13 protein-coding genes are annotated in these 17,133 nt (G+C 69.8%); 6 read left to right on the forward strand and 7 right to left on the reverse strand.

Features of this window, described 5'->3' with window-relative positions:
- Positions 1 to 102 precede the first annotated feature (102 nt).
- From mnhG to AB0O24_RS07225, 7 genes are all read right to left on the reverse strand, one after another.
- Positions 103 to 483, reverse strand: a complete 381-nt coding sequence (gene mnhG / locus AB0O24_RS07195) for a monovalent cation/H(+) antiporter subunit G (RefSeq protein ID WP_363373651.1) — start codon at positions 481 to 483, stop codon at positions 103 to 105.
- Entirely contained in the window at positions 480 to 749 is a 270-nt protein-coding gene (locus AB0O24_RS07200; RefSeq protein ID WP_275799644.1) for a monovalent cation/H+ antiporter complex subunit F, read from the reverse strand. Before AB0O24_RS07200 ends, mnhG begins: the two co-directional genes overlap by 4 nt.
- Positions 746 to 1,360 (reverse strand): Na+/H+ antiporter subunit E, encoded by a 615-nt coding sequence (locus tag AB0O24_RS07205; RefSeq protein ID WP_275799642.1) that lies wholly within the window; start codon positions 1,358 to 1,360, stop codon positions 746 to 748. Before AB0O24_RS07205 ends, AB0O24_RS07200 begins: the two co-directional genes overlap by 4 nt.
- On the reverse strand, positions 1,357 to 2,913 hold the full coding sequence (locus AB0O24_RS07210) for a Na+/H+ antiporter subunit D (RefSeq protein ID WP_275799640.1): 1,557 nt from the start codon (positions 2,911 to 2,913) through the stop codon (positions 1,357 to 1,359). The genes AB0O24_RS07205 and AB0O24_RS07210 overlap by 4 nt, the downstream gene beginning before the upstream one ends.
- Positions 2,910 to 3,479: a Na(+)/H(+) antiporter subunit C gene (locus AB0O24_RS07215; protein WP_363373656.1), complete on the reverse strand. Its 570-nt coding sequence runs from the start codon at positions 3,477 to 3,479 to the stop codon at positions 2,910 to 2,912. Before AB0O24_RS07215 ends, AB0O24_RS07210 begins: the two co-directional genes overlap by 4 nt.
- Positions 3,476 to 6,403 (reverse strand): Na+/H+ antiporter subunit A, encoded by a 2,928-nt coding sequence (locus AB0O24_RS07220; RefSeq protein WP_363373658.1) that lies wholly within the window; start codon positions 6,401 to 6,403, stop codon positions 3,476 to 3,478. The genes AB0O24_RS07215 and AB0O24_RS07220 overlap by 4 nt, the downstream gene beginning before the upstream one ends.
- 95 nt (positions 6,404 to 6,498) lie before the next feature.
- Complete coding sequence (locus AB0O24_RS07225) at positions 6,499 to 7,548, reverse strand: LacI family DNA-binding transcriptional regulator (protein ID WP_275799634.1); 1,050 nt, start codon at positions 7,546 to 7,548, stop codon at positions 6,499 to 6,501.
- A 77-nt stretch (positions 7,549 to 7,625) separates the two neighbouring features.
- Here AB0O24_RS07225 and AB0O24_RS07230 point away from each other — a divergent pair, with 77 nt between their 5' ends.
- From AB0O24_RS07230 to AB0O24_RS07255, 6 genes are all read left to right on the forward strand, one after another.
- Complete coding sequence (locus AB0O24_RS07230) at positions 7,626 to 8,861, forward strand: MFS transporter (protein ID WP_363373662.1); 1,236 nt, start codon at positions 7,626 to 7,628, stop codon at positions 8,859 to 8,861.
- Positions 8,862 to 9,132: 271 nt separating this feature from the next.
- The gene (locus AB0O24_RS07235; protein ID WP_363373665.1) at positions 9,133 to 10,053 is read left to right on the forward strand and encodes a hypothetical protein; all 921 of its coding nucleotides are present in this window, start codon (positions 9,133 to 9,135) and stop codon (positions 10,051 to 10,053) included.
- A 9-nt stretch (positions 10,054 to 10,062) separates the two neighbouring features.
- A complete protein-coding gene (gene nucS, locus AB0O24_RS07240) occupies positions 10,063 to 10,758 on the forward strand; it encodes an endonuclease NucS (RefSeq protein ID WP_363373668.1) in 696 nt (231 codons plus the stop codon).
- 134 nt (positions 10,759 to 10,892) lie between these two features.
- Positions 10,893 to 15,137, forward strand: coding sequence for a carboxypeptidase regulatory-like domain-containing protein (locus AB0O24_RS07245; protein WP_363373670.1), 4,245 nt, complete (start codon positions 10,893 to 10,895; stop codon positions 15,135 to 15,137).
- Positions 15,138 to 15,199: 62 nt separating this feature from the next.
- Positions 15,200 to 15,919, forward strand: a complete 720-nt coding sequence (locus AB0O24_RS07250; protein WP_275799628.1) for an HAD hydrolase-like protein — start codon at positions 15,200 to 15,202, stop codon at positions 15,917 to 15,919.
- Positions 15,912 to 17,111, forward strand: coding sequence for a hypothetical protein (locus AB0O24_RS07255; protein ID WP_275799626.1), 1,200 nt, complete (start codon positions 15,912 to 15,914; stop codon positions 17,109 to 17,111). Before AB0O24_RS07250 ends, AB0O24_RS07255 begins: the two co-directional genes overlap by 8 nt.
- Positions 17,112 to 17,133 lie beyond the last annotated feature (22 nt).

The raw sequence follows: 17,133 nt of genomic DNA on the forward strand, positions 1-17,133 counted from the left end.
CCTGCCGAGAAACACCGTGCCGCCGCGTGTCTGGGCAGAGATAGCGTTTCTCACGCCATCGCCGTGGGGCGGTCCTGAGCTGTCGTCGCCGTGGGGCGGCTCTCAGCTCTCGGGCCGCGACTCGGTGTGCGTCGACGCCGGTGACTCCGTGCCGTGGTTCAGCTCGTCGACGTAAAGGTTCTCTTCGTCGGTCGTCCGGTTGCGGTACGCGGCCCGGCCGACCATGTGCGCCGCGAGCGGCGCCGTCGCGAACTGGATGAGCACGATCGGGATGCCGAAGGCCAGGGCCTCCCACGACCGCAGAGCGAGCTCGACGGCGACGACGATGAGCAGCACGCCGAGCACCTGGGGCTTGGTCGCCGCGTGCAGACGGGTGGGGACGTCTTTCCAGCGCAGCAGTCCGATCGTCGCGGTGAGGCACAGGATCGCGCCGATCAGCACGAGGATCAGGGCGATCGTGTCGAGGACGCTCTCGAGGGTCATCGCGGATTCTCCTTCCGCGCGACGAAACGAGCGACCGCGATCGATCCGAACACGCCGACCGCGGCGATGATGAGCATGGCCGGAAGCGACCGCGTGTGGTGGTTGATCACCATGTCGGCACCGAGGATGCAGACCACCTCGGTCAACAGCACGTCGGCGGCGACCGCACGGTCGAGGATCGAGGGACCGATCACGAGGCGGATGAGCGCCAGCACGGCCGCGGCGGCGAAAACGACCAGGATGACGACGACGAGGGCGGTGGTCACAGCGGGGTCCTCCCCTCTCTCGGCGACTCCGTGCTGCGGTGGGCATCGGCCTCGGACTCGGCGATCTTCGCGCGCAGCTCCTGCAGTTCTTCGCGGGAGCCGACGGCACGCGTGATGCGGGCCTCCCACCCGAGCACGACGCGGCGCTGGTGCTCGGCATCCTCGTCACTGCGGACGCCGATGGTGTGCAGGTACAGCGTCCGGTTCTCGCGGTCGACATCGACGATGAGTGAGCCCGGGATGAGGGATGCCGTGACGGCGGTGTGGGCCATGATCACGTCGTCATCGACGCGCAGGGGCACCGCGATGATCGCGGCGCCCGGCTGCCGCCGGACGTCGAGCACCTGCCACGCGACGATGAGCGAACCCCGGATCACGGCGCCGAGGAAGGTGACGACGAAGATCAGGCCGTACCAGAGGTTGATGCGGCCCGACAGCTCGACAGGCGGGAGGCGGAAGACGCGTGTGACGACGATGGCGGCGACGAGGCCGGTGACGAAGGCGAGCCAGGTGAACTGCCCCCACAGCATCATCCACAGGGCGACGAGCCAGACCAGGAAGGGCAGCTGGTGCAGGAACAACGACACCTGGGAACGACGCGAAGGGCTCATCCCTGGCCCCCCTGCTCCTGCAGCTGCACGAGGCTCACACCGTCGGTGATCGTCACACCCGCGCGCAGGCACATGTCGAGCAGCGGACCGGCGAAGACGGTGAGCGCAACCGTGACGACGACCATCCCCACTGTCGCGAGGGTCATGATCTTCGGGATCGTGCGGCGCTCGGTCGAGATCGCCGCGGCGGGCGCGTTGCCGAGGTACGCGATGCGCTCCATGGTCTCGGTCGAGTCGTCGTCCTCACGCCAGAACGACAGGTTCCACGCGCGCATGAGGGCGTAGAGGGTGAGGATCGAGGTGACGATGCCGCCGACGATCAGCACCATCATCACGGGCGTGCCCACCTGCGCGGCGGCATCGAAGAGGGCGTACTTGCCGATGAAGCCCGAGAACGGCGGGAGGCCGCCGAGATTGATCGCCGGGATGAAGTACAGCACCGCGAGCACCGGGGCCGCCCGCATGAGTCCCTTCACCTTGAGGATCGACGTACTGCCCGCGCGGCGCTCGATGAGGCCGACGGCGAGGAACAGAGTCGTCTGCACGATGATGTGGTGGACGATGTAGTAGATCGTCGCGCCCACCGCGAGAGGCGTGTTGATCGCCAGCCCGAAGATCATGTAGCCGATGTGGCTGACGAGCGTGAACGACAGGATGCGCTTGAGCTCGGCCTGCGCGACCGCGCCCAGGATGCCGACGATCATCGTCGACAGCGCCACCATCATCAGAAGGAAGTTCAGGTCGTTGTCGACGAACAGCTGCGTCTCGGTACGGATGATCGCGTAGACACCGACCTTCGTGAGCAGGCCGGCGAACACGGCCGTGACGGGCGCGGGAGCCGTCGGGTACGAGTCGGGGAGCCAGAACGACAGCGGGAACACCGCCGCCTTGATCGCGAAGGCGAGAAGCAGCATCAGGTGCAGGATCGTCTGCGTGTCCTGCGGCAGGAGTGCCATGCGCTCGCTGATCTGCACCATGTTCACGGTGCCCAGCGCGCCGTAGACCATGCCGATCGCGGCGAGGAAGAGGATCGACGACACCAGCGAGACGACGATGTAGACGACGCCCGTGCGGATGCGCGACTCGGTGCCGCCGAGCGTGATGAGCACGTACGAGGCGACGAGGAGGATCTCGAAACCGACGTAGAGGTTGAACAGGTCGCCCGCGATGAAGGCATTGAAGATGCCCGCGCCGAGGATCAGGTACGCGGGATAGAAGATCGAGACCGGCGTGTCCTCGTCGTTGTCGGCCGCGCCCTGGCCGATCGAGAAGAGCAGGACCGCGAGGAGCACGATGCTCGTGACGACCACGAGGAGGGCTGCGAGCACATCGACGTACAGCACGATGCCGAACGGGATGTCCCACCCCGCGATCGCGACGGCGAGAGGACCGTGCGCGTCGACCTCGACCAGCAGGATCGCCCCGAGCACGAGCACGGCCGAGAGCGAGGCGACCGACACGGCGATCTGCGTCTTCTTGCGACGGCCGAAGACGAGGTTGATCGCAGCGCCGATGAGCGGGATGGCGACGAGCAGGGGAACGAGGGCGCTCACGGGCGATCACCATCCTGGGTATCGCGGGTGTCGTCGTCGGTGCGGCGCACGGCCACCCGATCGACCGGGGCGTCGTCGACGAGCTGCGACAGATCGCCCTGGTGCAGGACGCGGATCGGCGAGGCGACGTCGCCGACGAAGTCAGTGGTGACGTCCTCGTCGTCGGAGCGGGATTCTTCGTCCATCGCGTCGTCGGGCTCGTCGGCGGCGCGCGTGCGGAGTGCGACGTCGTCGGCATCGTCGATCACGGTGTCCGCCTGGCCCAGCTGCCACGAACGGTAGATGAGCGCGAGCAGGAACGCGGAGATCGCGAACGTGATCACGATGGCGGTGAGCGTCAGAGCCTGCGGGAGGGCGTCGGACATCTCCGCGGAATCGGTCTCTCCGCCGTCGTAGAACGGTGCCTTCCCCGGAACACCCATCACGATCAGCAGCAGCAGGTTGGCGGCGTTGCCGAGCAGGAGGAATCCGATGAGGACGCGGGTGAGACTGCGCTCCAGCATCGCGTACACGCCGCACGCGAAGAGCACGGCCATGATGATGACCAGGACCAGCGAGATGCTCACGGGGTGACCACCTCCGCGTCTTCGGGGTGCTGCGACTGACGGTCCACTTCGGCGCCGAGGCTCCGCAGGACATCGAGGACGAGGCCGATCACGACGAGGTAGACGCCGACGTCGAAGATCGTGCTGGTGACGAACTCCCAGTGCCCGATGAGCGGCAGCTCTCCTTCGAACGTGAAGCTCTGCAGCGGCGCATAGCCGAAGAAGAGGGGCACGACGGCGCACAGCACCGCGATCGCCATCCCCGCGCCGAGGAGTCGGCCGGCGTCGGTGGGAGCCGCCGCACCGAGCTCCCAGCGCCCGCCCGCGATGTAGCGCATGACCAGGCCCATCCCCGCCACGAGGCCACCCGCGAAGCCGCCTCCGGGCAGGTTGTGTCCGGCGAACAGCAGATAGAGCGACACGATCATGATCGAGTGGAAGAGCACCCGGACGATGATCTCGAGCAGGATCGACCTGTTCTCGGGCTGCACCTTGGCGCCCGAGACCAGCCACGCCCGCGGAGCGCCGGTCTCACCGACGCGCTGCGCTCGGACGCCCTCGCCGGTCTCGACGAGCGGGCGGCGGCGACCGAGGCCGACGCGGGCGCGCGCGGTGCCCGACCGGCGCGCGAGGTTGTCACTGCGGTCGGTGATGAAGACGAGGGATGCCACGCCCGTGGCCGCGAGGACCAGCACCGACAGCTCGCCCATCGTGTCCCAGCCGCGCAGGTCGACGAGGGCGACGTTGACGACATTGCGTCCGTGACCGATCTCGTACGCCAGCGGGGGCCATTCGAGCGAGATGGGGAGGTCTTGCCGCGCTCCGGTCGCGACGATCGCGACGAGGGCCATGGTCAGACCCACGCCGACGCCGAGGATGGCACGGGCGATCGGGGCGACCGAGGCGTTCTGTTCGCCCATCCGCGCCGGCAGGCGGCGGAGGACGAGAGCGAACACGACGAGCGTCACGGTCTCGATGAGCACCTGGGTGAGGGCGAGGTCGGGCGCGCCGCTCGTCGCGAAGAGCACGACCATGCCGAGCCCCGTCACCGAGACCAGCGCCACACCCGTGTACCGCTTCCGTGCCCGCACGGCGAGGATGCCGGCGGCGATCATGAGCGGAGCGGAGATGAGCTGCGCGGGCGACTGCCACGCGTCGAGCTGGGCGCGCCACTCCTTCGACGCGAGCAGCGCCGTTCCCTCGGCGACGACGAGGACGACGAAGATCGTCCCGACGTAGAAGGGCAGCGAGCCGCGCTGGAACCGCGCGGTCACCCACTCGGACGAGCGGTCGATCGCACGCAGCACGACGTTGTACGCGTCGTTGGCGGTGAACGGCAGCACCCGGCGACGCTTGTGGAGCTGGGTCTTTCGTACGACCCAGAACACCGCCGCACCCAGGGCGAGCGTGCCGAGCGAGATGAACAGAGCGGGCTCGAGTCCGTGCCAGAGCGCGAGGTGGTACGGATAGTCGGGCGCGGCGATACCCGGTGTCGCCTCGGGGAGCCCGTCGGCGTACGGCGCGAGCCAGTGGTCGACGATCGGTGCGAGGAACCCCAGCGTCAGCGACGCCGCGGCCAGCAGGACGGGTGCGGCGAGGAAGCCCATCGGGGGGTCGGGCCAGTCCGTCTTCTCGACATCGCGCTTGGTCCAGTACGCGCCCCACAGGAATCGGATGCCATAGGCCGCCGTCAGGGCCGATCCCACGACGATGCCGGCCAGGGCGACGACGCCCCAGCCCGCTCCGGCCTCGGCCTCGTGCAGCAGCGCGGTGAGCGCGGTCTCTTTCGCGACGAAGCCGAGGGTCGGGGCAACACCGGCCATCGACGCGATCGCGATGAACGAGGCGGTCGCCATGACCGGCGCCTGTCGTCCGAGGCCGGACAGTTCGCCGATGTCACGGGTGGAGAGCTGGCGGTCGATGACGCCGACGACGAGGAAGAGGCACGACTTGAACAGCGCGTGGCTGAGCAGGAGCGCGACACCGGCGAGAGCGGCATCCCTCGTTCCGTACCCGAGCATGACGGTCAGGAAGCCGAGCTGGCTCACCGTGCCGAAGGCGAGGATGCGCTTGAGATCCCGTTCGCGCAGCGCCTGGAAGCCGCCGAGCAGCATCGTGAAGACGCCGAGCGTGATGAGGGTGGGACGCCAGAACGGCGTCTCGGCGAAGGCCGGCGACAGGCGCGCGATCAGGTAGATGCCGGCTTTGACCATGGCGGCGGCGTGGAGGTACGCACTCACGGGCGTGGGTGCCGCCATCGCGCCGGGGAGCCAGAAGTGGAAGGGGAAGATCGCGGACTTGCTCAGCGCCCCGACGAGCAGCAGCAGCACGGCGATGTCGACGACGGTGCCGGTGGGCGGGTCGGCGAGGATCGTCGACAGGCTCGAGGTGCCCGACTGCACCACGACCAGGACGACGCCGATCAGCATGACCAGGCCGCCGAGCGTCGTCACGAGCAAGGCTTGCAGTGCGGCACGGCGGCTTGCCGCGCGTCCGTGGTAGTAGCCGATCAGCAGGTACGACAGCACGCTCGTGACCTCCCACAGCATGATCAGCACGACGATGTCGTCGGTGAGCACGAGACCGTACATCGCGCCGGCGAAGGCGAGGAGGACCGCCGAGAACTGCCCGACGCCGGTGGTTTTGCCGCGGAAGTACCAGCGGCAGTAGAGCATCACCAGGGCTCCGACACCCGTCACCACGAGGGTGAGAAGCCAGCTCAGGACGTCCATCCGCATCGAGAGCGAGACGTCGATGGCGGGAATCCAGCGGTATTCCTCGAAGGGAATGTTTGCGGAGAAGGCGGCAGGAGCGGCGAAGACCGCCTGCACGAAAGCGACGGCGGGAAGCAGTGCCGCGACATAGAACGCCCGTGCTCCGATGCGGCCGACGAGCCACGGGAGAATCAGGGGGACGAGAGCGAACGCGCTGAGGAGTACCAACAAGGTGGGCCTCCTCGGGGTCGACGGGCTCTGGGCCTCGGCTCTCGGGGTGTCGCTTCTATTCTATGCGAAGCATGAGAGTCCCGGCACCGGCGGGATCATGTGGTACGCGGCGGAGCAGTCGTCGTGCCCGCGCGGAAGGTGCACGCGAGATCGAGTCCCGACGGGGGTTCGTCCTGCAGCATCGCCGCGACGGCCTCACCCGCGGCCCGTCCTTTCGCGGTGGCGGGCTGGACGAGCGTCGTCAGCACGTGCGGAGCGAGACCGTCGACCACGACGCCGTCAAACCCGGTGACGCTGATGTCGTGTGGCACGCGGAGTCCCGCCTCTTCGGCCGCGCGGATGATCCCTGCGGCGAGCAGGTCGCTCTGCGCGATCACCGCGGTCGGGCGGGAACCGGGGTCGGCGAAGATCGTCCGACCCGCGATCATGCCCTCGTCGATCGAGCTCCCCGCCGCGGCGAGCGCCCGCGCCCCGGGGAAGATCTCCCGCGCCCCGGCGAGCCGATCCGCCGTCACGTCGACGCGGACCTCCGCGTCGTCGGCGATCCATCCACGGCGACGCGCGGCATCCGTCGGCAGGGTCACGATGACCACGTCGCGGTGTCCGAGATGAGCAAGGTGGCGGGCGGCCTCGCGTTGCGCCTCGACGTTGTCGAGCAGCACGCGCGGAACACCCTCGCCCGCGTCGCCCTCGATGACGACGACGGGGATGCCACGGGCGCGGACGATCTCGAGAGAGTCCCGCATCCGCGGGCTGCACCCGATCAGCACGGCGGCGTCGATCGGAGCCGTGTGCAGCGAGGGTTCGCTCACCGTCTCGCCGTCGTCGCGGAGCAGGAGCAGGGCCGCGCCGAGACGGGACACGCCGTCGGCGAGCCCGTCCATCATGTGCGTCGTGACCGGGTCGAGGAACGCCGTGCCGAGGTGCTCGTCGAAGACCACTCCGACGATGCCCGATCGTCCGCGACGCAGCGAGGCGGCACGGGGGTCGGGACCGGTGTAGCCGAGCTCGGCAGCCGCCGCGAGAACGCGGGCTCGTGTCGACTCCGACGTCGGCGTCTTGCCACTGAAGACCACCGAGGCGGTCGACGCCGAGACACCCGCCGCGCGGGCGACGTCGCTGATGGTCGCCCGTCGCGTGCTCACGGGCCGATCGTACCCGCGACACGCCCTCTTTCCGAATCGATTCGATTCACGTCGAATCGATTCGGTACAGTGATCGCATGGACACGACCCTCACCCGCTCCCGGCTCGTGCGCTGGCACATCGCGATCTGCGCGATCTTCCTGGCGAGCGGATTGAGCATCTCGACGTGGGCGTCTCGCGTCCCCGCGATCCGCGCGTCCCTCGACATCGAGAACTCCGGCGTAGGCCTGCTCCTGCTCGGCATGGGCGTGGCATCCATCATCGGCCTCTCGGTCGCCCCCGCCGTCCTCGCGCGTCTCGGCGCCCGCACCGGCATGCTCACCGCTCTCGTCCTCGTCGGAGTGGGGCTCGCGATCATCGGGTTCGGCGCCGACGCCCTGCAGGTGTTCGGGGTCGCCCTGGTGGGACTGGCGCTGTTCGGGTTCGGCAACGGAGCGGTCGACGTAATGATGAACGTCGAAGGCGCCGCGCTCGAGAAGGCCACCGGCCGCACGATCATGCCGCTGCTGCACGCCTTCTTCAGCTTCGGCACCGTCATCGGCGCCGGGCTCGGATTCGTCGCGGTGAGCATGGGCATCTCGGTCTTGGCGCACTGCGTGGCGATGGCGGTGGTGATCCTCGTGGTCGCGTTCGTCTCGATCGCCAACGTCCCGCGCCGCGAGGTGGCGATGGACGCCCCTGCCGCCGAGGAGCGCGCGCACTGGCGCGAGCGCCTCAGCACCTCTCTCCAGGCGTGGAAGGAGCCGCGCACCTACACACTCGGCGTCATCATGCTCGGCATGGCTTTCGCCGAGGGAAGCGCGAACGATTGGCTTCCCTCGGCCGTCGTCTTCGGTCACGGCGCTCCCGAAGAGGCCGGTCCCGCCGTCCTCGCCGTCTTCTCGGTCGCGATGACGGTCGGACGGATCGCCGGTGGTCCCGTCGTCGATCGCCTCGGCCGCGTGGTGGTGCTGCGCGTGCTCGCAGCGACCGCCGCCGCCGGGCTCCTGCTGTTCATCGTCGCGCCGTTCGGGCCGCTGGTCTTCATCGGCGCCGCCCTGTGGGGCCTCGGTGCGTCGCTCGGTTTCCCGATCGGCATGTCCGCCGCCGCCGACGACCCCGCGAAGGCGGCCTCCCGCGTCGCCGCCGCGGCCACGATCGGCTACGTCGCCTTCCTCTGCGGTCCCCCGATCCTCGGCTGGATCGGCGACCACATCGGGCTGCTTCCGACGCTGTTCATCGTGGTCGGGCTGATCGTGGCATCCGGGCTCTTCTCGGGGGCGGCCAAACCGCTCCCCGTTGACGCGACGAAACGAGAGGACGCGCGCCGCTGACATCGAGCCGGCTACCCCCTCCGGGCTCGACGTCCGGGACACCCGAATACGTCGCGAGAAAGTGCCCGGGTGTTCTGGACCTCGATGCGGCGCGCCGCAGATCGGTGCGGCAGCAAGCCCGGTTGCTTGAATACCGAGCGGGCCGTCCTGACTCGCCCTGCAAAGCCCCTCTACCGAGAGGAGCCGTCGTGTCCGAATAGCCTGGGCACCAGAGCGTCGAGCGGATATCGGAATCACCGGTGCCGCCCGCTCGGAAGGCGTGGGCAGATCAGTGGAGTTCTTCTCCTTCGACCTCGGCGGACTCTTCGTCACTGTGGTCCTTGCACCCATCGCCTGGATGATCAAGAACGGTATCCAACGAGGGGCGCGAGCGAGAGAGGCCGAGCTCGATGAACTTGCGCGCGCGAACGAGAAACGAGCTGTGGAGGCGCAGGAACGCCTCACGGCGGCCAGCGAGAGAGAACGCGAGATCGCTGAACTCCACGAGGCCTTCGCGATCCACGAGTCGCTCACAAGGGCTGAGGTGTACGAGGCCATGAACCTTGCCGAGATGCGCCCCGCCTCGCGCGAGTTCCTCGTGCAACTGCACCGTCGCGCCACGCATCGATACGAGCAGTTCGACGACCGTTGGCCACTACCCAGCGACGTGCAAGAGCTCGTACGCGCCGCTGTCGCTGACGTTGCACGCCGCATACCCGCAGAGTCCGCCGAGGCCCAGGTGCTCTTCGAGCAGAAGGTCGAGCAGAAGACCCTCGCGGGCGATCGTCGCACGTTCCTCGTCGAAGGACGCGTCCTGAGTAAGCACCACACTCTGCACGCCCTCGCCGTCCGGTTCGCCCGAGACCGCGGCATCCACACCGTCGTCGACTTCACCCGCGAATGGGGGGCGATCGTGACGCGGGTGATCGGCACGTCACTCGCGCCGAGTGTCTTCACCGGAAAGAAGCTCCTCACGGATCCGACCAGGGGTACGGACTCCTACCTCAAGCGCTATGCGGCCCGTGATCTGAAAACCCTGAAAGACCTGGGCGCGCTCGAGCTGGACGGCGGGCGGTACATGTTGGCATGGGAAAGCGGTGTGACGCCGTCACCCGCAGACATCGGCCGGGCCCTGCATCTCCCCCTGATCGAAGAGTTCGCCTCCGATCCGAAGTGGGGAGTCAGCGACGTGCCGCGTGGCGAGCGCGATTAGGCTCGTCAGGTGCGTCTCGTCATCGCCCGTTGCTCCGTCGACTACACCGGCCGCCTCAACGCGCATCTTCCCCTCGCCACTCGTCTGCTCGTGCACAAGGGCGACGGGTCGCTGCTCGTGCACTCCGACGGCGGCTCCTACAAGCCGCTCAACTGGATGAGCCCGCCCTGCAGCCTCGTCGTCGAGCAGCCCGATGACGTCGATGTCGAAGACGGCGTCGTCGAGCGCTGGCGCGTGACCCACGCGAAGACCGGCGACGCTCTGCTCGTGCGCATCCACGAGATCATCCACGACACCGCTCACGACCTCGGCGTCGACCCCGGTCTCATCAAGGACGGGGTGGAGGCCGACCTGCAGCGCCTCCTCGCCGAGCAGGTCTCCGTCGTCGGCGAGGGGCTGACCCTGGTGCGACGCGAGTACCCCACCGCGATCGGTCCGGTCGACCTCCTGCTGCGCGACGACAACGGCGGCACGGTCGCGATCGAGGTGAAGCGTCGCGGCGACATCGACGGCGTCGAGCAGCTCACGCGCTACCTCGAGCTGCTGAACCGCGATCCCCGGCTCGCCCCCGTGACGGGTGTCTATGCCGCACAAGAGATCAAGCCCCAGGCCCGCGTGCTCGCGACAGACCGCGGCATCCGGTGTCTCACCCTCGACTACGACGAGATGAAGGGCATCGACTCGGGGGCTCCGCGCCTGTTCTGAGCCTCGCCCCGACCGCGAGCTTGCAGCCAACTCCCAGGTTGCGATAGGACTGACCCAGCGGGAGGCGCTTCCGCGCTGAACCGCGGGACCCGAAACCCGCGCTGCCGGCCGTGAGGCCGCCCGGGGGGGGAACTATGCGCGCACCTGCGCGGTCATTGCTGCGTGCCTGGATCACGGCCGTGGTCGGGCTCACTCTCGTGGGCTCGTCGCTCGTCGCACCCGCGGCGTACGCCGAGGCGCCCGACGCGCCGGGAGGAATGGCCGCGGTCGCCACCCCGTCGCCGACACGGTCCGCTTCCCCCACTCCCGCGACGCCGAGTGCCACCATCAGCGCAACACCGACCCGGACGCCCTCCGCGACTCCGACGCCCGCCCGCTCCGCGACGCCGACGCCGACGCCCACGCCGACCGCGACGTCGGAGCCGACCACCACCCCCAAGCCCACCGCCTCGCCCACGCCCGGCCGGACGGCGACGCCCACGCCCCGCCCGTCGGCGTCCCCGACGAAGACCCCCGCCGTTCCCGCCCCCGACACCGATACGGCCAGCATCTCGGGCCGCGTCAGCGTGCCCTCCGGAACGTCCCTCGGGCAGACGTCCATCCGCGTCCAGGTGTTCTCCGAGACGGGGTACACCCTGGTGGGGTCGACCTTCGTCCGCACGGACGGGACCTACAGCGTGACGGGCTTGTCGGCCGGTGGCTACAAGCTCAACTTCTCCCCCTCGGGCACGCTCGTGGCGGAGTGGTGGAACGACAAGCCGGACTACTACGCCGCCACGGTCGTCACCCTCGCCGCGGGCGAGAAGCGGGCCGGCGTCAACGCCTCGCTCGCGAACGGCGCGACGATCTCGGGCCGCATCACCCTCCCGGACGGCGTCACCGCGCCGCACGGCTCCCTCATGATCACGGTCGCCCCGACCACGTCGGAGTACTCGTCCGTCGGCGCCGTCCTGATCGAGGGCGACGGCTCCTACACCGTGACCAACGTCCCCGCTGGCACGTACAAGGTCAAATTCTCCGCGTACAACGTCCCGGTCGGGAGCGAGTGGTGGAACGACGCCCCCGATTTCGCCTCGGCTACGCCGTTGACGGTCAAGAGCGGCGAGGTGCGGACGGGGATCGACGCAAGGCTCGCGCCCTCGGCCACGATCTCCGGAACAGTGACCCTCCCGAAGGGAGTGGCCGCCGGCCAGGGGCACGTCTGGGTGAGCGCCTCGACACAGGCCCAGCCGTGGCTCAACGTCGCCAGCGTGGCCGCCGACCAGAACGGCGCGTACACGCTGTCCGGCCTCTCCGCCGGTTCGTACATCGTCAAGTTCGCGTCCTACGATTCGCCGGTGGTTGCGGAGTGGTGGGACGACGCGAAGGATGCCGCTTCCGCGAAGCCCGTGAAGGTGTCGGCGGGTGAGAAGCGAACGGGCGTGAATGCCGCACTCGCCCTGTCGTACACGATCTCGGGCACCGTGACCCTCCCCGCGGGATCCACGGGATCGGGCATGGACGTCTCGGTGTCGGCGTACACGCTCGATCAGCCGTGGTCGCCGAAGGCCACGACGATGGCCTCCCCGAACGGCACGTTCGTGGTGAACGGACTGGAGCCCGGCACCTACAAGGTGCGCTTCTCAGCGGCCAGACTCAATGCCCTCGACCAGTGGTGGAAGGACAAGCCCGACTTCGACTCGGCCACAGCGATCGTGCTGGGCTCTCGGAACGTCACCGGCATCAACGCCACCCTGCGCAAGTCGGCTTCGATCTCCGGCACCGTCACCCTGCCCGCGGGGGTACGGGCAGATCAGATCTCCGTCTCCGCGGTCCCCGCCTCGAACGAGTGGGGAACCTCGTTCCAGGGACGCCTTGAATCCGACGGACGGTACGTCGTGACCGGCCTCGCCGCCGGGTCGTACAAGATCAAGTTCAGTTCGTGGGACGCGCCCGTGCTCGACGAATGGTGGAACGACAAGCCCGACTTCGCGAGCGCTCAGTCCGTGACGCTCGCCGGCGGGCAGGATCAGTCGGGCATCGACGCGACACTCGCGCGCTCGAGCTCGATCTCCGGCACGATCACGCGAACCGGAGGTGCGGCCGTCGCCGGAGTGTCCGTCGAGGTGTACCGCCGCGGCGACGACGGATCGTGGCAGTGGTCGCGTCAGGCGACGACGACCTCGACCGGCACGTACTCATTCCCGAAGCTGTCGCCCGGCACGTACACGCTGCACGCGAAGCCCGCGGCGGGCGATCTGCTGCCCGAGTATTACAACGACAAGGCCTCGTTGGCCACGGCGAACTCCGTCACGATCGACTCCGGCTCCCGGCGCGACGTGACAGCGGACATGACCCTCGCTGTCGGCACCACCGTCTCGGGCACCGTGCGTTACGCCGACGGATCCCCGGTGGCCGCGACATCCGTGACCCTGTACTCGCGGACCGCCGCGCGTGTCGGGTCGGCGACGACCGACGCGACGGGGGCCTACACCGTGGTGGGCATCTCGGGCGACGTCACGGCCGGCGTGAGCGCGGGCGGCGGGACCGTCTACGCGGGTTCGACCGACATCCTCGCCGGCGCGACCTTCGTCACGGTCGCCAAGACCGCGAAGATCGACGTCAAGGTCCCCGGCGTCACCGTCTCGGGTATCGTCACGGTAAGGGCGACGGGCACACCGGTGTCCGGGGGAACGGTTCGGCTCACCTCCTCCCAGGGAGGACCCGCGACGCCCGCGACGGTGGGGACCGACGGCCGTTACCGCCTACGGGGAGTGATCGCAGGCTCCTACATCGCTCAGTTCACGCCCGCTGCGGGAAGCGGGCTCGCCGAGACGTGGTCGGGCGGAGGCACCGACCCCCGGACCGCCGCCGCGTTCACCGTGGCCACGACCGCGCTGACGAAGAACCTGTCCGCGCTCTCGGGCGGAACCGTCACCGCCGTCCTCCCCGCCGGAACGGGATCCTCCACGTACCGGAGCCTGCAGCTCTACCGCTGGGCCGACGGATCCGCGCAGTACGCGGCGAACGCAGGCGGAACGGCAGGTTCATCCGTGCGACTCGAGGCTCTCGCGCCGGGGACGTACACGGCATCCGTCGACGGGGTCTACCTCGGCGGCGCCGTCACCGCCGACGCGGCCACGCGGTTCACCGTGACCGGCGGCAAGGTCGTCGACCTCGGAATCTTCGATGCCACACCGCGGGGCACCGCGGGAACGCTCACCGTTACCGCGACGGGCGCGTCGTATTACGCCCGCATCGTCGTCGTGAGTTCCAGCGGACGCGTGTACGACCCCTCTCGCAGCAGCACGGGCTCGAACTCGGTGACCGGCACCTTCGCCGTCCCGGTCGGCACCTACCGCGTCTTCGCGTCCTCCACCTCTCCCGGCGTCGTCGACACCTGGTACGGCGGCGCGTCGAACACGACGGCGAAGAAGATCACCGTGCGCGCGGGTGAGACATCGACCGCCTCGTTCGCTCTCACCTTGGGCGACGCCTCGGTCACCGGGAAGGTCCTGGATGCCACCGACCGGACGCCGGTCGGCTCGGCGACCGTGCAGCTCACCCCTCTCGACCGTGTCTCCGCCCTGCAGGGCCGCGCGAGCACGGTGATGGCCCGGACGGACTCCCTCGGCGCGTTCTCGTTCCCGTCCACCCTGCGCGCCGGCACGTCGTATCGCATCGACGTGCGGACCCTCAGCGGCACGGCCCTCTCGACACGAACCTTCACCGCGAAAGCGGGCACCCAGGCGTTGACCTTCACGACGCCGCGGCTGGGAGTCATCAAGGGGAAGGTGGCCGACGCCACGAGCGGGATCGCGGTCGCGCTGTGGCGGGAGGGCGAGACCTGGCCGATGACCGAACGGTGGACGGACGAGACCGGCTCGTATCGCTTCGACGATCTCCCCGCGGGCTCGTACCGCGTGCAGTTCACGCGAGCCGACACGGACTCCGCATCGTCGTATGCGCCGGGGTGGGCCCCGAGCGGTCGCACGCGTGAGGACGCCGCCGTCATCAAGGTGGCCGTCGGTGCCACGGTGACCGCTCCGACCACCAAGCTCACGCGTGCGGGCATCATCAGTGGTCGCGTGGCCGCCGCGCCCGCGAAGGGTGCCACGACGTGGGCGTTCGCCACCGTCACGGTGAAGGACGAGGCCGGGCGCACCGTCACGACCGGGCGGTCGGACGCCGGATCCCCCGGCGCCTACGCAATCGAAGCCGCTCCCGGCACGTACACCGTCTGCGTGCGCCCGGTCGAATCGCCGACGCCGTTCGCCGAGGTCTGCCGGTCGGGCGTCAAGGTCACGGCGGGTATCTCCACGGCGGGTGTCGACCTCACGATGCGACCGGCGTCCCCACGCGCCTCCGCGGTCGCCACGGGAGCAATCGCCCCGTGGTGACCGTCGAGAGGTGACCGCCGCGCCCTGACGCTCGCGTCCGATCGCGCCGGTAGCGTGGACATATGCCTGTGCGTTCCCCATTCTCGTGTGTCCTGTGGGACGTCGACGGCACTCTCGTCGACGCGTCCGAGGGGATCCTCCGCCGACTGACCATCACGCTCGAGCACTTCGGGCGCACGCCCCCGACCCGCGACGAGCTGTCGCGGTGGATCGGTCCGCCGATGTTCGAGTCGTTCCAGGTGAACGTCGGAATGACGCCGGAGCAGTCGACCGAGGCCGTCGCCTTCTACCGCGGCCTCAACAAGAGCGAGGGATACACTGTCAGCGCGCGCCTCTACCCCGGCGTCGCCGACCTCGTGCACGATCTCCACGCCGCGGGCGTCCCGCAGTCGACCGCGAGCTCGAAGCCCGAGGTCCAGGTCGTCGCGCTGATGGACCACTTCGGCCTCGCCCCCGACCTCGAGGCGATCGTCGGCGCGTCGCTCGACGAGCGCAGTCTGAGCGCGAAGTCCGACATCGTGCGCGAAGCACTCCGCCGTCTCGAGGCGAACGGCGTCGACACCTCGCGTCCGGTCCTGATCGGCGACCGGCATCACGACGTCGAGGGCGGGGCGGATGCCGGCGTGCCGGTGATCTTCGTCCGCTGGGGCTTCAGCTGGCCCTATGAGGCCGACGGCGCCCAGGCCGCGGTCGACGACATCGACCAGCTGCGTGCGCTGCTCCTCGTCCACGACGACGAGCTCGATGCCGAGAGCGACAGCGGGACCGTCACCCGTGTCTGATGTCGCCTGGGCGGTTCCGACCGCGCTGGCCATCGTCGGGGCGCTCCTCGTGACCTCCGTCGTCGTGATGGTCGTCCGCACCCGACGCCGCTCCCCTCGTATGCGAGCCGCCGCCGACGCGGCGCGCCTCGCCGCGGCCGACGCCCTCCTCCGTCTGGACGACGCGGCCACCGAACTCGACGTCGCCTTCGAGGCCGCCGACGCCGTGGTCGACGGCGACTCGACGAGCTCTCTGCGACGCGGTCGCGCGGCCGCCCTCCGCGCGCGCGACCGCGGTTTCGTCGAGGTCGCCGCCCTCGAGACTTCGTCGGCGATCCCCGCTCAGCGCCGGATCGAGGCCGAGGCCCTGCGCGTTCAGCTCGAGGCGCAGTTCGAGAAGGTCGCCCGCACGCGCGCCGAGCTCGTCGAGTGGGCACACACGCACGGAGCCCCGTCCGACCGTGTGAGGGCCGCGCGAGCGCGACGCGATGACGTCGTCCGCACCGCCGGCGATCCCGCGCCGCTGATCGCGAGCTTGCGCGAGCGATTCGACGAGAGCGACTGGCACGACGCGGCCGAGGCCGCCGATGCCGCCGCCGCCGCTCTGGCCCACGCGGACGAGACGCTCGCCGCCGCCGACGCGGCCACGGACGGCGGCGAGATCGATCGCCTGGTCCACGAGGCGACGGATGCCACGCGCCGGACCGCTCGACACCTGAAAGCCGTCGAAGACGCCCACCGCATCGCCCTCCAGGCCGCCGACAACGCCGACGCCGAGCTCGCCGCCGCGCGCGAGGAGCTCGCGGCCGCCATCGACATTGCCGGAACCCGTCCCGACGAGTGCGCGCCCGACGCCGCCGCGCGACTGCGCGAAGCGACGAACGACCTCGATGCCGCGGCGGTCGATGCCCGGAAGCGGCCGCGCGCCGCGATCGAGACCGTCGCCCGCGTCCGCGAGCTCCGAGACGAGCTGCTCGGCGAGGCTCCCGGCCCGCGACGGCGACTCGAGGCCGCGCGCGCCGCGCTCCCGGGGACGCTCGCGTGCGCGCGAGCGGCTCTCGCGGCCGCAGAGGCGCGGGACGACCGCACGATCGATGCGCGCCTGCGACGCGACCGCGCCCGACGCGAGCTCGCGGCCGCCCGCGCCGCGACCGACGCGGGTGTTGCCCTCGCCAACGCCCGAAAGGCCTGGCAGGCGGCCGCCGCGCGCTGACAGGGCGCACCTCCGGTGCCCT

It is taken from the genome of Microbacterium sp. NPDC086615, assembly GCF_040686055.1.
GTDB lineage: Bacteria > Actinomycetota > Actinomycetes > Actinomycetales > Microbacteriaceae > Microbacterium.